The 21083-nt window shown below is 71.2% G+C and carries 21 protein-coding genes; 11 read left to right on the forward strand and 10 right to left on the reverse strand.

The window, feature by feature from the left end; genetic code table 11:
* Positions 1 to 54 precede the first annotated feature (54 nt).
* On the reverse strand, positions 55 to 639 hold the full coding sequence (locus ACX9TP_RS09700; protein WP_482979437.1) for a hypothetical protein: 585 nt from the start codon (positions 637 to 639) through the stop codon (positions 55 to 57).
* 144 nt (positions 640 to 783) lie between these two features.
* On the opposite strand from ACX9TP_RS09700, the gene ACX9TP_RS09705 reads away from it, so the two are divergent.
* Both ACX9TP_RS09705 and ACX9TP_RS09710 read left to right on the forward strand, forming a co-directional pair.
* Positions 784 to 2001, forward strand: a complete 1218-nt coding sequence (locus ACX9TP_RS09705) for a M24 family metallopeptidase (protein ID WP_482979438.1) — start codon at positions 784 to 786, stop codon at positions 1999 to 2001.
* 256 nt (positions 2002 to 2257) lie between these two features.
* Positions 2258 to 2896: a hypothetical protein gene (locus tag ACX9TP_RS09710; protein WP_482979439.1), complete on the forward strand. Its 639-nt coding sequence runs from the start codon at positions 2258 to 2260 to the stop codon at positions 2894 to 2896.
* 32 nt (positions 2897 to 2928) lie between these two features.
* Here ACX9TP_RS09710 and ACX9TP_RS09715 read toward each other — a convergent pair whose 3' ends face one another.
* A complete protein-coding gene (locus ACX9TP_RS09715) occupies positions 2929 to 3891 on the reverse strand; it encodes an L-threonylcarbamoyladenylate synthase (protein WP_482979440.1) in 963 nt (320 codons plus the stop codon).
* A 31-nt stretch (positions 3892 to 3922) separates the two neighbouring features.
* Between ACX9TP_RS09715 and ACX9TP_RS09720 the strand changes: the two genes are divergently transcribed.
* The 5 genes from ACX9TP_RS09720 to ACX9TP_RS09740 all read left to right on the forward strand — a co-directional run bounded on the left by ACX9TP_RS09720 (position 3923) and on the right by ACX9TP_RS09740 (position 10049).
* Entirely contained in the window at positions 3923 to 5344 is a 1422-nt protein-coding gene (locus ACX9TP_RS09720) for a TIGR01777 family oxidoreductase (protein WP_482979441.1), read from the forward strand.
* A 73-nt stretch (positions 5345 to 5417) separates the two neighbouring features.
* Positions 5418 to 6347 carry an ABC transporter ATP-binding protein gene (locus tag ACX9TP_RS09725; RefSeq protein WP_482979442.1) on the forward strand — a complete coding sequence of 310 codons (930 nt, stop codon included), beginning with the start codon at positions 5418 to 5420 and terminating at the stop codon, positions 6345 to 6347.
* The gene (locus tag ACX9TP_RS09730) at positions 6344 to 7066 is read left to right on the forward strand and encodes an ABC transporter permease (protein WP_482979443.1); all 723 of its coding nucleotides are present in this window, start codon (positions 6344 to 6346) and stop codon (positions 7064 to 7066) included. Before ACX9TP_RS09725 ends, ACX9TP_RS09730 begins: the two co-directional genes overlap by 4 nt.
* Positions 7063 to 8934, forward strand: a complete 1872-nt coding sequence (locus ACX9TP_RS09735) for a Gldg family protein (protein ID WP_482979444.1) — start codon at positions 7063 to 7065, stop codon at positions 8932 to 8934. The genes ACX9TP_RS09730 and ACX9TP_RS09735 overlap by 4 nt, the downstream gene beginning before the upstream one ends.
* A complete protein-coding gene (locus ACX9TP_RS09740; RefSeq protein ID WP_482979445.1) occupies positions 8931 to 10049 on the forward strand; it encodes a hypothetical protein in 1119 nt (372 codons plus the stop codon). The genes ACX9TP_RS09735 and ACX9TP_RS09740 overlap by 4 nt, the downstream gene beginning before the upstream one ends.
* A 22-nt stretch (positions 10050 to 10071) precedes the next feature.
* Here the strand turns inward: ACX9TP_RS09740 and ACX9TP_RS09745 are convergent, their stop codons facing one another.
* The 4 genes from ACX9TP_RS09745 to ACX9TP_RS09760 all read right to left on the reverse strand — a co-directional run bounded on the left by ACX9TP_RS09745 (position 10072) and on the right by ACX9TP_RS09760 (position 13838).
* Complete coding sequence (locus ACX9TP_RS09745) at positions 10072 to 10875, reverse strand: GvpL/GvpF family gas vesicle protein (protein ID WP_482979446.1); 804 nt, start codon at positions 10873 to 10875, stop codon at positions 10072 to 10074.
* Between the two features lie 227 nt (positions 10876 to 11102).
* Positions 11103 to 11513 (reverse strand): response regulator, encoded by a 411-nt coding sequence (locus tag ACX9TP_RS09750; protein ID WP_164002033.1) that lies wholly within the window; start codon positions 11511 to 11513, stop codon positions 11103 to 11105.
* Entirely contained in the window at positions 11510 to 13615 is a 2106-nt protein-coding gene (locus ACX9TP_RS09755; RefSeq protein ID WP_482979447.1) for a PAS domain-containing sensor histidine kinase, read from the reverse strand. The genes ACX9TP_RS09750 and ACX9TP_RS09755 overlap by 4 nt, the downstream gene beginning before the upstream one ends.
* A gap of 4 nt (positions 13616 to 13619) precedes the next feature.
* Entirely contained in the window at positions 13620 to 13838 is a 219-nt protein-coding gene (locus ACX9TP_RS09760) for a hypothetical protein (protein WP_482979448.1), read from the reverse strand.
* A 327-nt stretch (positions 13839 to 14165) separates the two neighbouring features.
* Between ACX9TP_RS09760 and ACX9TP_RS09765 the strand changes: the two genes are divergently transcribed.
* The 4 genes from ACX9TP_RS09765 to ACX9TP_RS09780 all read left to right on the forward strand — a co-directional run bounded on the left by ACX9TP_RS09765 (position 14166) and on the right by ACX9TP_RS09780 (position 17064).
* On the forward strand, positions 14166 to 14654 hold the full coding sequence (locus ACX9TP_RS09765) for a hemerythrin domain-containing protein (RefSeq protein ID WP_482979449.1): 489 nt from the start codon (positions 14166 to 14168) through the stop codon (positions 14652 to 14654).
* Positions 14655 to 14712: 58 nt separating this feature from the next.
* A complete protein-coding gene (locus tag ACX9TP_RS09770; protein WP_482979450.1) occupies positions 14713 to 15384 on the forward strand; it encodes a DNA-3-methyladenine glycosylase family protein in 672 nt (223 codons plus the stop codon).
* Between the two features lie 106 nt (positions 15385 to 15490).
* The gene (locus ACX9TP_RS09775; RefSeq protein ID WP_482979451.1) at positions 15491 to 16642 is read left to right on the forward strand and encodes a zinc-dependent alcohol dehydrogenase; all 1152 of its coding nucleotides are present in this window, start codon (positions 15491 to 15493) and stop codon (positions 16640 to 16642) included.
* Between the two features lie 29 nt (positions 16643 to 16671).
* Positions 16672 to 17064 (forward strand): hypothetical protein, encoded by a 393-nt coding sequence (locus ACX9TP_RS09780; protein WP_482979452.1) that lies wholly within the window; start codon positions 16672 to 16674, stop codon positions 17062 to 17064.
* Positions 17065 to 17136: 72 nt separating this feature from the next.
* Here the strand turns inward: ACX9TP_RS09780 and ACX9TP_RS09785 are convergent, their stop codons facing one another.
* The 4 genes from ACX9TP_RS09785 to ACX9TP_RS09800 form a co-directional block, all read right to left on the reverse strand.
* Entirely contained in the window at positions 17137 to 17898 is a 762-nt protein-coding gene (locus ACX9TP_RS09785) for a hypothetical protein (protein WP_482979453.1), read from the reverse strand.
* Between the two features lie 5 nt (positions 17899 to 17903).
* Positions 17904 to 18683, reverse strand: a complete 780-nt coding sequence (locus tag ACX9TP_RS09790) for a hypothetical protein (RefSeq protein ID WP_482979454.1) — start codon at positions 18681 to 18683, stop codon at positions 17904 to 17906.
* 99 nt (positions 18684 to 18782) lie between these two features.
* Positions 18783 to 19565, reverse strand: coding sequence for a hypothetical protein (locus tag ACX9TP_RS09795; protein ID WP_482979455.1), 783 nt, complete (start codon positions 19563 to 19565; stop codon positions 18783 to 18785).
* A 152-nt stretch (positions 19566 to 19717) separates the two neighbouring features.
* On the reverse strand, positions 19718 to 20968 hold the full coding sequence (locus tag ACX9TP_RS09800) for an MFS transporter (RefSeq protein ID WP_482979456.1): 1251 nt from the start codon (positions 20966 to 20968) through the stop codon (positions 19718 to 19720).
* Positions 20969 to 21083 lie beyond the last annotated feature (115 nt).

The following is a 21083-nucleotide window of genomic DNA, read 5'->3' on the forward strand; positions in this document are numbered from 1 at the left end:
GGTGAGGACATTTCAAGTCCGTCACCCGGACGCGTCACCGTCTGTCCGGGCGCGTCACCGTGTGTGCTGGGGGGCGTTGCTGGCGAGGTAATGGTCCACCTGCTTCTTGACGCGCCCGGCGAACTCGGGGTTGAGGCGCTCCATGATGGCCCACTCCATGGCCAGGTCCCTGCGGATGACGGGCCGGGTGGAGTTGCGCCCCATGACGGGCTCGGTAGCGAGGAGGACGGTGGGGGTGGTGTTGGGCTGCTCGTCCGGATTCACCTGGGCCGAGGAGGCGAAGCCCGGCAGGAGCTGCGTGCGCGCGGGAATGTTGGCGGACGTCTCGTAGGCGCGCACGACGAAGCGGCCGTCGGGGAGCTTGTGGCCCTCGACGTAGCGGCGGGACCAGGCGGTGTAGACGTCGAAGTTGCCGAAGACCTTCCACGGCGTCTGGAGGAAGTTCGGGTCCGTGCTGGGCAGCAGCGAGTAGCCGCGCTCGCCCAGCTCCGCCTCCGCGGCGTCCATCACCTGCTGCGCGGGCAGGTCGTAGACCACGAGGCTGCCGGTGCGCTCCAGCAGCGTCTTGCGCGGGCTGCCGGCGCAACCCGTGATGAGCAGCGCGCCGACCAGCGCCACGAGCCCGTGCTTCGTCGTCATATGCGCTCCATCCGCGCCGCAGGTGGGGGAGCTTCTCGCGGCGCATCCCAGGAAACGTGCCTGGCGCGGGCGCATATCGCGCGGGGCACGGAGGGGCTTGTTCAAGTACCGTCCCGAAGGGTTTGCGTACCGGGAGGAGGAACCGTGGAGCGTGTCTACTCGGCGGCCGAAAGCGCGGAGTTCCAGCGGCGGCATGACCGGCTCATCGCCGAGCTGGAGACGCGGGGGCTCGAACAGCTGGTGCTCACCTCGACCGAGAGCATCTTCTATCTCACGGGAGCGACGGCCGAGCCGCTGGAGCGGCCGTTCTTCCTCGTCGTCGACGTGGCCCGGGCGCGGCGCTTCCTGGTGGTGCCACGGCTGGAGCAGGAGCACCTGCGCAAGGGATGGGGGCCGGGCTCGCAGCAGGAGGTGCTTTCGTACGCGGAGTTCCCCGCGCCGGCGGGGCAGGGGTGGAAGGACGCGCTGCTGGCGCTGCTCCGGCCCGGCTTCGTCTTCGAGCCGAGCACGCCGCATGAGCGGGCGGCGGTGCTGGTGGCCTCGGGTGGGCACTCGCTGGAGGTGCTCGAGCCCCTGCGGATGGTGAAGTCGGACTTCGAGGTGGCCCGGATTGAACGCGCCGCGTACTACGCCATGTGGGGCGTGGAGCAGATTCTGCGCTCGGCGTACCAGGGGGCGACCGTCATCGAGGGCTACATGACGACGACCTCGCTGCGGCGGAAGATCATCCAGGAGGAGGCGCACTTCGACGCGCTGGCCACCGACGTGCTCGCGGCGCCGTGGCCCGCGCCGCTGAGCAGCGAGCCGCACTCGGTGCCCGGCGCGACGATGAAGCTGGAGGGCGGGCCGCACGTCGCGCTGGTGCTCACGCGCGTCAACGGCTACGCGGCCGAGTGCGAGCGGACCTTCTTCACCGCGCGGCCCACGGCGGAGCAGGCGCGGCTCTTCGCGCTGATGCTGGAGGCGCGGCGGGTTGCGTTCGAGAAGGTGCGTCCGGGCGTGCTCGCGGCGGACATCGACGCGGCCGTGAATGAGTTCCTCACGCGTGAGGGCTTCGGCGACCCGGCGCGGCGGCTGCACCGCACGGGGCATGGATTCGGGTTGGGGAATCACGAGCCGCCGTGGGTGGCCGTGGGCAGTGAGCACCGGCTGGAGCGGAACATGCTCATCTCCATCGAGCCCGGTATCTACGTGCCGGGCGTCGGTGGGTATCGGCACTCGGACACCGTGCTCGTCACGGACGGGGGTTACCGCGTGCTGACGGGGCGCGTGCCGACGGATATCGGCAGCCTCACCTTCGGCAAGCCGAGCCTTCAGCAGCGTGTGCGGGCGTCGGTCATCCGCAGACTGGCCGGCGTCTGAACCGCGAAGTGCCGCGGTCGTCCGTGACTCGTCGCCCGCCTCGGGGGGGCTCCGCGCGGACCACGGCCAGCATGGCGTGAGGTCTCGAAATTCTGAGGCGCCATGAAGCACGGCCCGGCATCTCCCGTGCGCGGTTGACCGTGCGCGCGGCGAGGGCACCGGGTTTGCAGCCGCACGGCGGCGCGCGAACCGGGGTCGGCCGAGCTCGCCGAAGTCGAGCCGGTGAGTCACATCCATCACCGCGAGAGGAAGACCCATGCGCAGCGCAGTCGCCATGCTTGGCGCCATCATCGTTGCACTCGCCATCGGAGGAGCGCCCCGCGCCGAGGCCGCGCCCCAGGGCCAAGGCGTTGCCATCGGCCTGCGCGCCGGCTTCGGTCTGCCAGGAGGCCTCCTGCAAGGCGGGGACGGTCACTCGGACGTACCGATGAGCAAGGTCGTCTCCGCCATCATCCCGGTGCAACTCGACGTGGGGTACTTCCTCAGCTCGCGCATCTACGTGGGGGCGTCCTTCCAGTATGCCGTGGGGCTCCCCGCGGACGACTGCGTCGGGGGTTCGAGCTGCCTCGCGAGCGCGATGCGGTTCGGCATCAACGCGAGCTACCACCTGCCGGTGTCAGACACCCTGAGCCCCTGGCTGGGACTCGGGGTCGGGTTCGAGGCCTTCGCGCCCGACCAGTCCCCTTCGGTCATCGACCTCGAGACTCAGGGGACCGGCCACGTCTTCAAGGGCTTGGAGCTCGTCAACGTGCAGGGCGGCCTCGACTTCCGCCTCGGTGGGCGCGCGTGGCTGGGACCCTTCGTGACATTCACGGTGGGCGAGTATTCGAACGTCAACGAGGAAGCGCTTCACTACTGGCTCATCGGTGGCGTGCGCCTTCAGTTGCGGCTCTGACTGGCGCGCAGGCCGGGGTCTGGAACGGCGGCTCAGGTGCGTGGCGCGGCCGCCCGGGCCAGCCTGTCTCGCACCGCGAGGCCCAGGCCGCTCGCCTCGGGCAGACAGGCCACCAGCACGTCGTGGCCCTGCTCATCCGCCTCGCGCAGCCGCGCATACAGCACGCGCGCGGCGCCTGCCGCGTCTTCCGGCACGTCGAAGCGGGGGACGTCCGGCGGCAGCGAGAGGCTCGCGGGCCCCAGCACGCCCACGCGCTGGCCCTGGCTTCGCAGCGCCTGCACACGTGCGAGCGCCTCGCGAGGCTCCACCAGCACCACGCCCGCGCGCGGCGCGTAGTGCGACGCCAGAGAGCCCGACACGCGCACCTTGGACTCCGTGCGAACTGGCACGTGTTGCCCCAGCACGCGCTCCACCTCTTCGGTCGCCAGTCCTCCGGGGCGCAGAATCGCGGGCGCGTCCGAGCTCAGGTCCACGATGGTCGACTCCACGCCCACCGTGCACGGGCCTCCATCCAGCACGAGGTCCACGTCGCCGCCCAAATCCCGAGACACGTGCTCCGCCGTGGTGGGGCTCACCCGGCCGAAGCGGTTGGCGCTCGGCGCGGCCAGCCCGCCTCCGAGCTTCTGGAGCACCGCGAGCGCCATCGGGTGGTTCGGCACGCGCAGCGCCACCGTGTCCTGCCCGCCGGTGACGGCATCCGTCGCGCGCGACGTGCGCGGCAGCACCAGCGTCAGCGGACCGGGCCAGAACGCGCTGGCGAGCCGGAGCGCCGCGTCCGGTACCTCCCGGGCCCAGGACGACAGGTGCTCGACACCCGGGATGTGGACGATGAGCGGGTGCGTCGCGGGGCGGCCCTTGATGGCGAAGACGCGGCGCACGGCCAACTCGTCCTCGGCGTTGGCCGCGAGGCCGTACACCGTCTCCGTGGGCAGGGCGACGACACCGCCGCGGCGCAGCAAATCCACTGCGCGCTCGATTGAGTCCGGATTAAGCATGCGCGGTCGCACTGTCGCCCCGGGAGGGAACATGGGCAAGTCGCACGTCTTCGATGCGCGCAGCCAGATGCCAGTCTCCGCCTCAGCGCTGTTCACCTGGCACACCCACGAGGGAGCATTCGAGCGTTTGACACCCCCCTGGGAGCGGGTGGAGGTGGTGGAGCGCACCGGCGACGGCATCCGCCAGGGCTCCCGCGCCGTCGTCCGCATGAAGCTGGGCCCCATCTCCCAGCGCTGGGTGGCCGAGCACACCCTCTACGAGGAGGGCACCCTCTTCCAGGACGAGCAGCTGTCGGGCCCCTTCTCGAAGTGGGTCCACACCCACCGCATGCTGCCGGACCCGGCGTCCCCCAAGGCCTCCATCCTCCAGGATGCCATCGAGTACGTCCTGCCCGTGGGCCCGCTGGGCAGCGCCTTCGGCAATGGCTTCACCCGCAACAAGCTGTCGCGCATGTTCGCGTATCGGCACCGCATCACCCGCGAGGACCTGCGCCGACACGCGGCCTTTGCCGGCCAGGGGCCGCTCTCGGTGGCCATCACCGGCGCGTCGGGCCTGCTGGGCTCGTCGCTGACGCCCTTCCTCACCACCGGCGGCCACCGGGTGAAGCGGCTGGTGCGCGGGAAGGCGGACGCCGCGAAGGGCGAGGTGGCGTGGTCGCCCGACAAGGGGCAGGTCGACACGGAGTCCCTGGAGGGCGTGGACGCGGTGGTTCACCTGGCCGGCGCCAACGTCGCGGGCCAGCGCTGGTCCCCCGAGTACAAGGACGTCATCCTCAAGAGCCGCACCGAGGGCACACGCACGCTGTGCGAGGCCCTGGCGCGGATGAAGCGCAAGCCGAAGGTGCTGGTGTGCGCCGTCGGCGCAGGCATCTACGGAGACCGCGGGGACGAGCCCCTCACCGAGGAGAGCGCCCCGGGCACCGGCTTCCTCGCCGACGTGTGCCGGGCCTGGGAGGCCTCCACCGCCCCGGCCGAGGCCGCCGGCATCCGCGTGGTGCACCTGCGCATCGGCCCCGTGCTGGACGCGCGCGAGGGCGCCCTGGCGAAGATGGTGCCCGCCTTCAACGCGGGCGGCGGGGGCCCCGTCGGCTCCGGACGCCAGTGGTTCAGCTGGGTGTCGCTGGAGGACGTGCTCGGCCTCATTCACTTCTCCGTCTTCACGGAAGCCGCGCGCGGCCCCATCAACGCGGTGGCGCCCGGCGCGGTGCGACAGGTGGACTTCGCCCGGACGCTCGGCCGGGTGCTGCGCCGGCCGGCCTTCTTCCCGGTGCCCGCCCCCCTCATTCGCACCCTCTTCGGGGAGATGGGGCAGGAGACGGTGCTGAGCGGGGCGCATGTATTGCCTTCGGCCGCCGAGCGGCTCGGCTTCTCCTTCCTCCTGCCCGACCTGGAAGGCGCCCTGCGCTTCACGCTCGGCCGCACGACGGAGGGGCCGGAATACCGCCTTTCCTAGCGCGTTGGTCGCTTGACTTTCCCAACGGCTGCGCCAGAAAAAACGCCGCTTCCGAAGGGGAGAGGACACCCTGATGATTCAGGTCGAAGGGCTGACCAAGTACTACGGTGAGCACGCGGCCATCCGCGAGCTGGCCTTCACCATTGGCCAGGGCGAGGTCATTGGCTTCCTGGGCCTCAATGGCGCGGGCAAGTCGACCACGCTGAAGATTCTCGGCTGCGTGCTGCTACCCACCGCCGGGCGCGTCGTCATCGACGGCCACGACGTGGTGAACAACCCGCACGAGGTGCGCCAGCGCATCGGCTACCTCCCGGACGTGCCGCCGCTCTACGAGGAGATGACGGTGGGCGAGTACCTGGCCTACGTCGCGCAACTGCGCGGCGTGACGGCCCGGGACACCGCCGCCCGCGTGGGCGAGGCCGAGGAGAAGACGGGGCTGCGCGAGGTGGACGGCGAGCTCATCTCCACGCTCAGCCACGGCTTCCGCCAGCGCGTGGGCGTGGCGCAGGCGCTGGTGCACAAGCCGGCGCTGCTCATCCTCGACGAGCCCACCAGCGGCCTGGACCCGCGGCAGATTGTCGAGATGCGCGACGTCATCCGCGGCCTCAAGGGCACGCACACGGTGCTCGTCTCCAGCCACATCCTCCCGGAGATTTCGCAGACGTGCGACCGGCTCCTCATCATCCACAAGGGGACGCTGGTGGCGCAGGGGACGGAGGAGGAGCTGGGGACGAAGATGGGCGGCGGGGGCTCCATCGAGGTGGAGGTGCGCGGTGACAGGGCGCGCGCGGTGGAGGTGCTGAAGGCGTTTGGCGCGGTGGACGTGGGCCGCGTGGCGGACGGCGTCGTCGCGCTGACGGTGCGCGCCTCGCCGGACCAGCGGCCGCGCGTGGCGCAGGCGGTGGTGGGCGCGGGCCTGGAGCTCTTGCGGCTGGACCAGGGCGCGGGCCAGCTGGAGTCCATCTTCCTGCGGCTGACGCACGGCCAGGAGGTGCGGGCGTGAAGGCGCTCCTGATTGCCCGCCGCGAGCTGGCCGGCTACCTGCGCACGCTCAGCGGCTACGTCGTCATCGCGGTCATCCTCGCGTTGAACGGCCTGTTCTTCAACGCGTACGCCCTGGGCGGCGCCAGCAAGCGCTCCGCCGAGGTGCTGTCGCAGTTCTTCTACTACTCGAGCGGCTTCACCATCGTCGCGTCGGTGTTCATCTCCATGCGCCTGCTCGCGGAGGAGCGGCAGACGGGCACGCTGCCGCTGCTGTACTCGTCGCCGCTGCGCGACAGGGACATCGTGCTGGGCAAGTTCCTCGCGGGGCTGACGTTCCTCGGGCTGTATGTGCTGTGCACGCTGTACATGCCGCTGCTGGTCATGGTGCACGGCAAGGTGTCCTTCGGGCACGTGGCGGCCGGCTACCTGGGCCTGATGCTGCTGGGCAGCGCGTCGCTGGCGGTGGGGACGTTCGGCTCGGCGCTGGCGCGCAACCAGCTGCTCGCGGCGATTACGTCCGCGGTGCTGCTGGTGGCCCTCATCCTCTGCTGGCTGCTGGCGCGAATCACGGAGCAGCCGCTGTCGGACGTCTTCAGCGCGATGTCGCTGTGGAACCAGCACTTCCCGCCGTTCCAGTCGGGGCTCGTCCACGTGCGCGACGTCGTCTACTACCTCGTGGTCACCTACGTGGCGCTGTTCGCGGCCACCCGGGTGCTCGAGGCCCGGAGGTGGCGATGAGCACGCGTCCTGTCGGCAGCGGGCTGCCCATGACGCTGGCGTACGTCGTGGGGTTGCTCGCCATCTTCATCGGCGAGCGGATTTTCGGCGTGGGCACGGGCCGCACCGTCCTCACCGGGCTCGGCGTGGCGCTGGCGGTGGGCGCGGCGGTGTGGCGCTTCACCCGCATGCGCTCGGCCGCGGCGGACCGGCGTACGGTGGAGGGCCAGGTGCTGGGGCTGTACGGCGTGGGCCTGGTGGCGCTGCTGCTCTACTTCCTCCAGTCGGACGTGGGGGCGGCCCTCTTCGGCGGGCCGCTGTCGCAGAAGGCGCCGAAGCTGGCGGTGGTGCTGGCGGCGCTCTTCCCGGCGCTGCTCTTGTGCACGCTGCTGCCGCTGGCGCTGGTGGAAGCGGCCTCCTCGGCCATGGCCCGCGCGCCGGTGATGGAGACGGGCCGCGCCCGCAGCGCGCTCTACTCCGGCCTGGGGCTGGCCTTCGTCGCCGTCTTCTCCTTCGCCACCATGTACGTCGCCACGCAGGCGGACGTGACGTGGGACCTGTCTTACTTCCGCACCGCGAAGCCCGGCGACTCCACGCGCAAGGTGATTCGCGGCCTCAACGAGCCGCTCCAGGTCACGCTCTTCTTCCCGCCCGCGAACGAGGTGGGCGAGGCGGTGGGGCAGTACTTCCGAGACCTCGCGGTGGAGAGCCCGCAGCTGCTCAACGTGGAGCGGCTGGACCAGGCGGTGGACCCGGCACGGGCGCGCGCATTGGGCGTCTTCAACAACGGCACCATCGTCGTCGCGCGCGGGGACAGGAAGGAGCCGCTCACGGTGGGGCTCGAAATCGACCGCGCGCGTGGGCAGCTCCAGCGGCTGGACCAGGAGGTGCAACGCCGGTTGCTGGCGGTGGCGCGGCCCCGTCGGGTCGTCTACTTCACCGCGGGCCACGGCGAGCGCGCCGAGTCGCGGCCGGTGCCGGGCGAGACACCCCGTCCCGCCGTGTCTCAGCTCAAGGAATTGCTGCGCGCGCAGAACGTGGACGTGCGCTCACTGGGCATGGCGGAGGGGCTGGGCGCTGAAATCCCGAAGGACGCCGCCGCCGTCGTCGTCGTGGGCCCCACGCGCGAGTTCCTCCCCGAGGAGCTGACGGCGCTGAACGAGTACGCGAACCGGGGCGGCCGGCTGTGGCTGGCGCTGGAGCCGGACGGGCCGGACTTCCAGGAGGTGCTGGCGCCGCTGGGGTTGAAGTACCTCAAGACGCCGCTGGCCAATGACCAGGTGTACTTCCGCACCACGCGTCAGCAGAGCGACCGGGGCAACCTGGGCACGGCGAGCTTCTCCTCGCACCCGTCCGTCACCGCGCTGTCGGCGCTGGCGGGACAGGCGCCGGTGGCCTTCCCCGGCGCGGGCGCCATGGACCCGCTCCAGCCGCTGCCCAACGGCGTCCTGCACGACATCTCCGTGCGCGCGCACGGCGCGACGTTCGCGGATGCCAACGGCAACTTCACCCAGGACGCGGGGGAGCTGCGGCGCTCGTGGCCGCTGGTGGTGGCGGTGGAGAAGCCCTCGCCGGACGGCAAGGTGCCGACGCGCGCCGTCGTCATGGCGGACGCGGATGCGCTGGGCGATGGCGTGCTGACCAACCTGGGCAACGCGTACCTCGCGGTGGACACGCTGAAGTGGCTCACTGGAGAAGAGGCCCTCTCCGGCACGGTGTCCACCGAGGAGGACGTGCCCATCCAACACACGCGGGAGCAGGACGTGGCCTGGTTCTACGCCACCGTCTTCCTGGGCCCGGCCCTGGTGCTGGCGGTGGGCTTCGTGAAGACGCGGCGGCGGGGCCGGCGTGCTCCTCGGGCCGCGGTGGCGGCGGGAGGTGAGCGATGAAGGTTCGGGACCTGGCCCTGCAAGGGGGCCTCGCGGCCGTGGCGCTCGTGGCCGCCTTCTTCGTCTGGCAGCGCGAGCCCACGGGCGCTCCGGGCGAGGTGACGGTGGTGGACGCCCCGGCGCGCGCGCTGGATGCCGTGCGCTACGAGGACGACACGCGCTTCGTGGAGTTGTTCCGCGACGAGAAGGACCGCGACAGGCTGTGGGTGCGGCTGGGCTCCAAGCCGCCGAAGCCGCCGGTGGTGGGCGCGACGGATGGCGGCACGGCGGTGGCCGGTCCGGGCGCGGATGGTGGCACGGCGGTGGCCACCACCAGCACGGGCGACGCGGGCACGGCCGTGGCCCTGCGCGCGGATGCGGGCACGGCGCCGGTGGCCGCGGCGACGGAGCCTCCGCGTGAGCTGCGCGCCAACGAGACGGCGGAGAAGCTGTTCGCCCGCTTCGCACCGCTGCGCGCCCTGCGCGCGCTGGGGGAGATGGACGGGAAGAAGCTGGAGGAAGTGGGGCTGGCCAGCACCGCGCGCAAGCTGACGCTGACGGTGGGGGGCAAGCCGCAGCTCTTCTCCCTGGCCTCACCGCCGGGCGGCTGGGGCACGCCGTACCTGCGCCGCGAGGAGGACGGCCGCGTGTTCCTCCTGGGCCCGGCGCTGCTGCCCGATTTGGAGAACGCCTCCAGCCGGCTCGTGGACCGACGGCTGCACACCTTCGACGTGGGGGACTTCGACGCGGTGGTCATCACCGCCGGGGGCACGTCGCGCACCTTCACCGCGAGCGGCAAGACGCCCGGCGCGGTGGCCCTGGCGCCGGAGGAGTCGCCGGACCGGCCGGACGAATTCGCACGCAACTGGCATGACCGGGTGTGGCGGCTGCTGCCGCTCGACTTCCTCGGCCGGGGTGAGCTGCCGCCGGGCGGCGAGCCGGAAGTGGCCTTCCGCGTGGAGTACCGCAAGGGCGGCAAGCCCGTGGGCGAGCTGACGGTGGCGAAGGGGCAGGGTGGCTTCTTCGCCCGCACCGAGCACACCACCGGCTGGACGCGCCTGCACGCGGGCGTGGACGCACTGGCCGCCGAGGCGGCGAAGGTGTCCGCGCCGGTGTCGTCGGCCGCGGGGAAGTGAGCGTCCCGCGCGGCGGCCCGCCTCAGGCCGCCGCGTCGGGCTCCGGCGCCAGCCCCAGGCGCAGGTCCACGAAGCTGTAGGGGGCCCAGGGGCCGGTGAAGCGGAAGGCGTAGGTGTCCCAGCGCGCCGCCAGGGACTTCACCCGCGCCTCGAAGGACTCCACCCAGTCGCGGCCCACCAGGAAGGCCGCGTTGAGCAGCATCCTGTCCCCCACCGGGGCCGAGTTGCGGGACGCGAAGGACAGCGGCCGCAGGCCCTCCAGCAGCGCGGCCATGTCGCGCCCCACGCGGTCCTCGATGGCGACGCTGAGGCGCTGCTCGTGCTCGGCCTCGGACTCGTTCTCGCGGCGGCCCAGCGTGGCGTCCTCCAGCTCCAGCCGCCGTGCCAGGTGCTCCCGGTGGTAGAGGACCTTCAGCCCCAGCTCGACCTTGTCCTCCAGCGCGGTGAGCGTGTCGGACAGCGCGTCGTGCGCGGTGCGCAGCAGCTCCCGCACCTGCGCCTCCGAGCGCAGCACCGTGCCGAAGGCCACCGGCAGCAGCGTGTGCTCGCGCAGCACGGCCTCGGTGACGCGCTGGTGCACGAGCAGGTGTGCCCGCGTGGGGTCCACCACCAGTGCCGGCGCGACGGACACCAGCGCCGCCAGGTCTCCCTCGCGCACCGCGTGCACGTCGGCCGGTGGCGCGCCCAGGCCGATGAGCCCGAAGTCCAGGTCGCCCACCGCGCGCACCACGCCGTAGAGGTACCGCGGGCCGTCCTCCAGCTCCACCCGGGCCGCGCGGCTCGGGCCCGCGTCCCTCGGTGGCTTCGGCTCGGGACGTGCGGCCATGGGCTCGGGGGGGGCACCCTCCGTCCAGGCTTCCGGAGGAAGCGGCGCGCCCTCCGAGGAGGTCGTCACGATGACCGTCGCGGGCGCAGCCGGGGCCTTCACCCGGGCGGGACGCTTCGCCCGGGCCTTCTTCGGCGCTGGCTCGGAGGTCTTCGCCCCAGCCGAGGCACCCGGTGCCTTGGGAGTGGAGCCTTTTCGCGTCCGTGACATCCGGGGCATCGCGCGTCTCACCCTGGTCGGGCGCCTCCACGCGTGGCGAGCACCCGGCGCACCTCGTCCACCAGCGCGTCCGGCAGGCACGGCTTGGTGACGAAGGAGTCGCAGCCTGCGCCCTTCGCCTCGTCCGACTGGCCCGTCATCGCATGGCCGGTGAGGGCCACCACGGGGATGGTGCGCGTGCGGTCATCGTTCTTCAGCCGCCGCGTCGCCTCCCACCCGTCGATGATGGGCAGCGACAAATCCATCAGGATGATGTCCGGCCGCAGCTCGAAGGCCTTGTCCAACGCCTCCTGCCCGTTCTTCGCCTCGGCCACGCGGAAGCCCGAGAACTCCAGGTACTCGGCGTACATCTCCCTCGCATCCTGGTAGTCGTCGACGACCAGCACGAGCGGCTTCGTTGTCGGAGAGGGATTGGTCATGCGCGCCTCGCGCGTCGTGGAAAGTGCAGGGTGAACGTCGAGCCCTGGCCCGGAGCGCTCTGGAGGGTGACGCGCCCCCCGAGCATGGTGGCCAGTCGACGGCAGATGGACAGCCCCAGGCCCGTCCCTCCATAGGCCCGCGTCGGCGAACTGTCTACCTGCTGGAAGTCCTCGAAGATTTTTTCCTGGTACGCGGGGTCGATGCCAATCCCCGTGTCCTGCACGGAGATGGAGAGCGTGGACGTCGCCGTGACGTACTCGGCCAGCACCGTCACCGAGCCCTGGTGGGTGAACTTCAGCGCGTTGGACAGCAGGTTGAGGACGATCTGCTTCACCTTCTGCCGGTCGCTGTGCACCGGGGGCAGGCGGGTGACCAGCTCCGTGCTCACCGCCAGCTTGCTGCGGGCGATGATGGGGTCCAGCTCCGCCATCACCTCCTGGAGCAGCTCCGGAATCGCGAAGTCCGACAGGTGCAGCGGCATCCGCCCCGCCTCGATGCGGGTGATGTCGAGAATCTCGTTGATGACCTCCAGCAGGTGGCGCCCGTTCGAGTCGATGCGCGTGAGGTTGCGCTTCTGCGCCGGTGACAGCTCTCCCGACACGCCCTGCAGCAGCATGTTGGTGTAGCCGAGGATGGCGTTGAGCGGCGTGCGGAACTCGTGCGACATGTTGGCCAGGAACTGCGACTTGGCCGCGCTCGCCTGCTCCAGCTGAATCGCCTGCCGGCGCAGCTTCTCGTTCTGCTCGGCCAGTTCCGCGGTGGCCACCTGCACCCGCGCCTCCAGCTGGCTGGAGACCTCCTTCACCCGCTCCAGCAGGCGCGCCTTCTCCAGGGCCTCGGTGCGGTCATGGAACAGCGTGACGATGCCCGTCAGCTCGCCGTTGTCCCCGAGCACCTTGCTCGCCACCGCCTCCACGGGAATGGTGGCGCCGGTGGCCGGGTCCGCCAGGCTCAGCTGGCCGCGCCAGCGCGGGGCCGCGCCGCCATCCACCAGGTTGGCGAGGAACGAGGAGAAGGTCGCCACGTTGGAGCGCACGCGGCGCTGCGCGGCCTTGCCCCCGTCCAGGGGCAGGGCGAAGAGCTTCTCCGCGGGGCCGTTCAGCATCACCGTGCCGCCGGACGGGTCCGACAGGATGATGGGGTCCGCCACCGAGTCCAGCACCCGGTCCAACCGGTGGCGCTCGCTGCGCGCCTCGCGCTCGGTGGCCCGCAGGCGGCGGTAGCTCTCGCCCAGCGCCTGCGTGGCGCGGCCCAGGTCCGTCACGTTGCGCAGCACGCTCACCATGGCCTCGTGGCCGTCGGGCGCGTGCACGGGCGTGCTGATGAGCTCGAAGAGCAGGTCCATGCCCTCCGCCGGGTCCACCAGCGGCACCTCGCGCCGGCGCGTGCCGGAGGCCCCGCCGCTGGAGCCGCTGGCCAGCGCGGTGGAGAACACCCGCTGGTTGAGCTCCACCGCGCGGCGGCGTCCCTGGCTCGCTTCGGGGCCGGCCACCAGCAGCGCCTCCGCGCGCGCGTTGGCGATGCGCGGCCGCCCGTCCAGGTCCGTCAGCAGCACCGGGTCCGCCACCGCGTCGATGATGCGGCGGAGCAGCCCGGTGCCGGCCTCCAGGCGCCGTCCCGCGGGCGCCAGGCGCGCCAGCGTGGGCCCCGCGTGCGCGGCCACCCACGCCACCTCGGGCGGCAGCGTGGGCCCGCTCGCCGGAATCAGCAGCAGCCCCACCGCGGCGACTCCGGGGCGGCCGAGCGGCACCGCGAAGCAATTGCCCAGCGCCGGCAGGGGCGCGCGCGCGGCCGGCAGATGGCGCGGCGCCGCGTGGGCGAGCACCTCCGCCAGCGGATGGCCGCCCCCCTCGGGCTCCCACTCCAGCGCGTCACACTGCGCCCCGGAGAGCCCCCGGGCCGCGAGGCACTGCAGCCGGTCCCCGGTCTCCTCGCGCACCAGGCATGCGGCCATGCCTGCCTGGGTGTGGCGCACGAGCCACTCCACCACGGCCTCCGCGCACGGCCGGGCCGCTTCGCAGGCGAGCAGCGATTCCGCCAGGGCGAGGCGGGCCTCGGCATCGGGCACGTGGGAGGCGGTCAGCGGAACAGGGGAGGCCAACGCGTCAGGCTCCAGGGGAAGGGGCCCGGGGAGCCTCTCCTCGGGCAGGGGTGTCGTCGATGCGGACATCCATGAATGTCACCACGATGCGCGTCGCGCTCCAGGCCGCGGTGGCCTGGCCCGACGTCGCACGGGCATTCGCATCCCAGCGCAGACCGCGGTCCAGCATCCGGTCCAGGACGTCGACGAGGCTGGTGCTTCCGGCCGTTCTTTCCACGGGCATCCGTGTGACTCCTGGGCTCGCGGCACGCGAGGTGGGTGCTGGCCCCCACGTCCCTCTTGTAGCGCGGTGGTGCGGGTCGCCCCACAAAGGCTTCCCGGCCAACGTGACTTGCCAACATCCGAAGGTAGCCACTGTCCCTTTGTACACATCTCAAAGGCCCTGAAGCTGGGCAGGCAGGCAGGCATGAAGAGCCGACGCGCCGGCTTATCGCACACGCGTCTCATTCCTAGTTTGGGCCAGGGATGTTGGACGGCGAAGAGCGCTCCCCTCCTCGGAGCTGACACGGGCCCCCATGCAACCTTCAACCTGGACCTGGAGCTGGAGACCATGAACGCACTCGACCTTCTGAAGCAGCAGCACGACGAGGTGAAGAAGCTCTTCAAGAAGTACGAGAAGCTGGCCGACCACGCCGACGAGAAGCGGCAGGAGCTGTTCGAGGCCATCGCCGACCGCCTCAGCGCGCACACCGCCATCGAGGAGCAGTACTTCTATCCGGCGGCCAAGGCCGAGGACACCGAGGACCTGCTGCGCGAGGCCGCCGAGGAGCACCTCTCCGCCAAGCGCCTCATCGCGGACCTGCTGGAGATGGAGCCCTCCGACGAGGAGTTCGACGCGAAGATGCAGGTGCTCCAGGAGCAGGTGGACCACCACGTGGAGGAGGAGGAGAGCGACCTCTTCAAGAAGGTCCGCAAGCTCCTCTCCAAGGAGCAGCTGGAGGACCTGGGCCTGCAGATGCAACAGGAGTTCGAGGAGCTGATGGAGGGCGAGCCTCGCGAGCAGGTGCCCGCCCAGACGGACCAGGCGGCGCCGATTTAGTCCGCCGCGGGCAGGAAACGGGTTGCGCGGGCCGGCTGGCGCGGCAGCATGCGCTTCCATGCCGCGTCCCGCTCCCGCCGCCCCGCGCCTTCCCGAGGACTACACCCCCGCGGTCCGCCGCGCCCTGGTGCGGGCGGACCCGGTGCTGGGCTCGCTGATGAAGCGGGTGGGCCCCTTCCGCATGGAGCTCAGCCCGCTGCACAGCCCCTTCGCCGCGCTGGCGCGCTCCATCGTCTACCAGCAGCTCCATGGCCGCGCGGCCGCCTCCATCTTCGCGCGCGTCTGTGAGCGCGTGGGCGAGGGACGGCGCTTCACGCCCCAGGCCCTGATGGACGTGCCGGACGAGGCGCTGCGCGAGGCGGGGCTGTCCGCCAACAAGCTCGCCGCCATGCGCGACCTCGCCCGCAAGTCGCTGGACGGCACGGTGCCGCCGCTGGCGCGCGTGAAGCGCATGGACGACGCGGCGCTCATCGAGCACTTCACGCAGGTGCGCGGCATCGGTCAGTGGACGGTGGAGATGCTGCTCATCTTCCGGCTGGGCCGGCCGGACGTGTTGCCCGTGGACGACTACGGCGTGCGCAAGGGCTTCATGCTCGCCTATGGCCTGCCCCAGATGCCCCGCCCGAAGGAGCTCCTGGCGCACGGCGAGCGCTGGCGCCCGTGGCGCACGGTGGCGAGCTGGTACCTGTGGCGCGCCACGGAGCTGCCGCCAGAGTCCTTCAAGGGCTGACGCGCGACGGAGCCTGCCGGGCGGCCGAGCGGGGGCTGCGGAGGCTCCGCGCCTTGCCGCACGCGGTGCGCATCCTCACCCGTAGGGGACGGAGGAACACCGCTCGATGCGCGCACTGACCTACCAGGGACCCTACCGGGTCAAAGTGGAGAACAAGCCGGACCCCCGCCTGGAGCACCCGCAGGACGTCATCCTGAAGGTGACTCGCGCGGCCATCTGCGGCTCGGACCTGCACCTCTTGCACGGGCTCGTCCCGGACACGCGGGTGGGCTGCACCTTCGGCCACGAATTCACGGGCGAGGTGGTGGAGACGGGGCGCGAGGTGACGCAGCTCAAGAAGGGCGACCGGGTGGTGGTGCCCTTCAACATCTCCTGCGGCACCTGCTTCTACTGCCAGCGCGGCCTGACGGGGAACTGTGAGAACAGCAACCCGGCCAGCGACGTGGCCAGCGGCGTGTTCGGCTACTCGCACACGACGGGCGGCTTCGACGGCGGGCAGGCCGAGTACGTGCGCGTGCCCTTCGCGGACGTGGGGCCCATGAAGATTCCGGACGACATGGACGACGAGTCCGTGCTGTTCCTCAGCGACATCTTCCCCACCGGCTACCAGGGCGCGGAGATGGGCGAAATCAAGGGCGGCGAGACGGTGGTGGTGTTCGGCGCCGGCCCGGTGGGCCTGTTCGCCATGAAGTCCGCGTGGCTGATGGGCGCGGGCCGGGTGATTGCGGTGGACCACGTGCCGGAGCGCCTGGCCTTCGCCGCGCACTTCGCGAAGGTGGAGACGGTGAACTTCAAGGAGGTGGACGACATCGTCCTCTACCTCAAGGACATGTTCGAGGGCCGCGGCCCGGACGTCTGCATCGACGCGGTGGGCATGGAGGCGGAGGGCTCGAGGGCGCACCGCGTGCTGGGCCTGGGGCTGAAGATGGAGGCGGGCGCGCCCACGGTGCTCACCTGGTGCATCAACACCGTGCGCAAGGGCGGCAACGTCTCCATCGTCGGCGTGTACGGCCCGCCGTGGAACTTCATCCCCATTGGCACGGCGATGAACAAGGGGCTCACGCTGCGGATGAACCAGTGCAACGTGCGCCGCTACATGCCGCACCTGCTGGAGCACATCCGCTCGGGCCGCGTGGATGCGAAGGCCATCATCTCCCACCGCTTCTCGCTGGAGCAGGCGCCGGAGGCCTACCACCTGTTCGCGCAGAAGCGCGACGGGTGCATCAAGTGCGTCCTCGCTCCCCACGGCCACGCATGACGACGACAACGAAGAGGAGGAGGCGAGCCATGCCCGACAGACCCATTCCCGGCGCCGGCGCGGACCTGGAGCCGTCCAGCCGTCCCGGCGTCCCCATGGAGACCGCCGTGCAGCCGCTGGCCGGCGCGCGCGTGCCGATTACTCCGCAGCATTCCGCGGTGCCCGTCTACAAACACGCGGGGCGCAAGCACATGCCGCCGGTGTACGGCACCGCGCAGCCCCCCAAGGGCCTGAGCGGCGTGCTGCGCAAGGCGGCGTACGGCTACCCCGACCACTGGGCGCGGCACTGGATGGTGCTGCTGCTCGCGGACCGGGTGGACGTCTGGGAGCACCGCCTGCGGAGGTCTCTTCCATGGGGCCTTCCCGCTGCCGCGGCGCTCCTCTTCGCCGGCGTGACGTGGCGCCGTCTGTCGCGGGCCTGAGGCCCTGAAAAGACTCCGGCCGGAGGGCGCGAGGCGTGCGCCGTCCGGCCGGAGGTGTCACCTGGCGCGCGGCTATTCGCCGTAGGTAATCACTTCCACGAACCGCACGAAGCGCCGGTCGCTGCTCACCGCCGCCACGACGAAGCCATTCATGTAGCCGCTGTGGTAGCTGCCGGACCAGCCCGCGACGTACAGCCGGTTGCTGTTGCGGTAGATCTGGTAGATGTACGCCAGCGCGCCCTCCACCTCGTCCACGGTGGCATGGGTGGCGTAGTAGTTGGCGCCGAGCGTCGCGATGAGCTCCTGCGTGGTGATGGGCGTGAAGTAGCTCGCCCACTTGTAGCCGCCGGCATTGGCGTTGAACGTTTCCACCAGCGTCGCCTGGTTGGCCACGCCCTGGCCGTTGGGGATGTAGCCCTCGCGGATGACGGAGGCGAAGGCGAGGCTGCCGGTGGCGCCGTACAGCTCGGCGGGCGTCCCGGCCACGGGGTAGCTGCCCAGCGGCGCGACGGTGCCGTTGTCATTCAGCTCGTACGTGTCGCTGAGGTACTTCTTCGCCGAGCCGTTGACGCCGGTGAGGAAGGTGGTGCTGGCCAGCTTCGCGCCCAGGTGCGCGCGCTCGGCGGCGTCGACCTGGTTGTCGTCGTTGATGAGCAGGTCCACCGCGCCCCGCATCTCCGCGCGGGTGATGGTGGTGCCGCCCGGGCTGGACGCGCCACGGGCGGTGGCAATCTTCGCGTCGAACGCGGGAATGGTGGTGGCGCTGCCGGCGAGGGCCGTGGACGAGGCCAGGAGGACGAGGCCGGAGAGGAGCGACTTGAGAGAGCTGTTCATGTGAATCACTCCGCCCACGAGGTGAGGTTGACCATCCGCACGAAGCGACGGTCGCTGCTGACCGCCGCGATGATGCGGCCCGCCGACTCGCCGGGGCCGCCGCTGCTGCCCCAGCTGTGCCAGTAGGCGATGTAGAGGCGGCTGCTGTTGCGGGAGATTTCGGTGATGAAGGCCAGCGCGCCGTCCACCTCGTCGGACGTCGGCGTGCCGCCCTCGACGCTCCGCTTGAGCTCGAGCGTCAGCTCGTTCAGGGAGATGGGCTCGAAATGGACCGGGTCGTCATACCCGTCGTTGAAGTACGTGTCGTACGTCGCGGTGAGCGTCACCTGGTTGGCCACGCCCTGGCCGCTGGGGATGACGCCCTCGCGGATGACGGAGGTGCTCGCCAGAGGGCCGTTCGCGCCGTACAGCTGCGCGGCGGGCGTGGTCACGGCGGTGGAGCCCAGCGGCGCCGGGGTGCTGGCGCCGTCCTCCAGCTCGTGGAAGTCCTGCAGGTACTTCTTCGCGGGGCCGCTGATGCCGGTGAGGAAGGTGCTGCTGGACAGCTTCGTGCCCAGGTACTGGCGCTCGGCGGTGTCCACCGTCGAGTCGTCGGAGCGGAAGGCGTCGAGCGCGGAAATCATCTCCGCGCGCAGGACGCTGGTGCCGCCCGGGCTGGTGGACGTGCGGGCCGAGGCGATTCGCGCCTCGAAGGTGGGGACCGACGTGCTGGTGCCGGCCAGGGCCGCTGGAGACACCAGCAGCGTGACGCCCGCGAGGAGCGCCTGGAGGGGGGGATTACGCATGGATGAGCCTGCCTTGGGTGAAGGCCCGCCCCTACGGGGGGTAGGCGCGGACCTGGGAAATGCCTTGGATTCTCGTAAAATGCGAGCGGAGGTTGCGCCCTATTCGACCCAGGTGATGACCTTCACCACGCGTACGAATCGCCGGTCGGTGCTCACCGCCGCGATGACGTAACCGCCCACGTCGCCCTGGCAGCCGCGGAAGCAGGCCCAGCTGGCCTGGTAGAGGCGCTGGCTGTTGCGGGAAATCTGCGTGATGAAGGCCGCCGCGCCATTCACCTCGTCCTGGGAGGGCGTCTCGTAGTCGTAGCCAGCCGTCCCGGAGAGCGTGGTGAGGAGCTCGGCTTCGGTGATGGGGTAGAAGCTGCTGTTGGGGGCGCCGTACCCGAACTCCTGGGTGGACTTGAGCGTCTCGAGCAGCGTGAGCTGGTTGGCCACGCCCTGGCCGTAGGGGATGAAGCCCTCCAGGATGGTGGAGGCGTCCGCCAGCGGGCCGCCCGCGCCGTACAGGTCCTCGGGCGAGTCCTGCAGCCAGTACAGGGACAGCGGCGCCGGCGTGGTGGCCGCGTCGTTCAGCTCGTAGAAGTCGGTGAGGAACTTCTTCGCCGTCTCCTCGACGCCGGTGAGGAAGGCGGTGTTGCTTACCTTCGTGCCCAGGTACGCGCGCTCGGCGGCGTCCACCACGCCGTCATCGAACTCGATGAAGGTGCGGAGCGCGCCGGACATCTCGTCGCGGGTGACGGTGGTGCTGCCCGGGCTGGTGGCCGTGCGCGCGGTGGCAATCTTCGCGTCGAAGGCGGGGATGGTGGTGGTGCTGCCGGCGAGGGCCAGGGGCGCGGCCAGCAGGACGACACCGCCCAGGAGCGACTTCAGTGAGGAGGACATGCGGTGGACCTCTCGCGGGCCGGGGGGCCCGCGGATGGGGGCAACGTTGCCGCTCCGCAGTTAACACGCACGCCTGACATGTCTCACGCGACATTCATGTATCGCGTATGTTTCAAGAATTCCTATCACCACGGAACCGTTGTCACCGTGGCTCAGGTGGGAACGCTGGCCGGGGTGGCCGTGCGCCGCTGGCGTCGCATCGGCAGCAGCAGGGCGAGGAAGGCCACGGACAGGACGATGCCGAGCATGAAGACGCGCGGGTAGCCCAGTCCCAGCCCGTGCCGCGGGTCCGCGAGCCAGGTTGCGAGCGGGCCGGCGGGAGCCTTGCCCCACACCTCCAGGCTGGCCAGCAGCGTGTAGTGCGTGGCGCCGATGCGGCGGTCCACGCGCGACATCATGAAGGCGAACATCACCGTGGTGAGGGCGCCGCCGAAGAACTCCTCCGCCATGGTGACGCCGATGACGCCCGCGTCGCTGACGCCGGCCGTCGCGAGCAGCCACCGGCCCACCAGCGGCACCACCCGCAGCGTGGCGGTGAGGGCCACCGCGCCGAGCAGCGGCATGCGCGAGGCCAGCAGCCCTCCCGCCACGGAGCCGAGGATGGAGGCCACGGTGCCCCACGTGCCCACCCACAGGAGGATGCGCGCGGCGGGAATACCGGCGTCCACGAGGAAGGGCTTGTAGAGCACGTCTGACATGCTCTCGCCCAGCTTGTACGTGAGGACGAAGAGCAGCAGCCAGCCGGTGCCGGGCAGCAGCAGCGCCTGCTTGAGCCGGCCGAAGACTTCGTCCCAGTCCACGCGCGGGGTGGCGGCGCCCTCGCGCGGGGCGGGCTCGCGCGCGAAGAGCATCACGACGAAGGCGGCGAGGCTCAGCGCCGCCATGGCGAGCAGCAGGCCCGGCCAGCCGATGCGGTTGCCCGTCCAGGCAATGACACCGCCCCCGGCGAACATCATCCCGAACTTGTAGCCCACCACCTGCGCGGTGTTGCCCAGCCCCAGCTCGTCCGGCCGCAGCGTGTCCACCGCGAAGCCGTCCACCGCGATGTCCTGCGTGGCGGCGAAGAGGTTCATCAGCAGCACGAGCCCGAACAGGAGTGGCATGGCCTCGCGCGAGGCCGCGAAGGCCGCCAGGGCGCAGCTGGCCGCCAGTCCCAGCTGCATGGGGAGAATCCAGGAGCGGCGCCGCCCCACGCGCGCCGAGCCATACCGGTCCACCAGGGGCGCCCACAGCGCCTTGAGCGCCCACGGCAGCGACAGCGCGCTGGCGAAGCCGATGGTCGTCAACGCCACGCCCTGCGTGCGCAGGTACACGGGCAGCGCGGTGGACTGGAAGCCGAAGGGCATGCCCTGCACCAGGTAGAGCATGCTCAGCAGCATCAGCCGGGATGACGGAAGTCTCATGGCCCGAGCAGCATAGGGCTTCGCGCGCGGGCGGGCGCGGGAGTCGGCGCCCGCCCGTCCGCCCGTGGTGCCCCCTCCACGAGGGCGCGGCGGAGCCCCACGGCGCATGGGCACA

The sequence above is a fragment of the Pyxidicoccus sp. M15 genome (assembly GCF_056858435.1).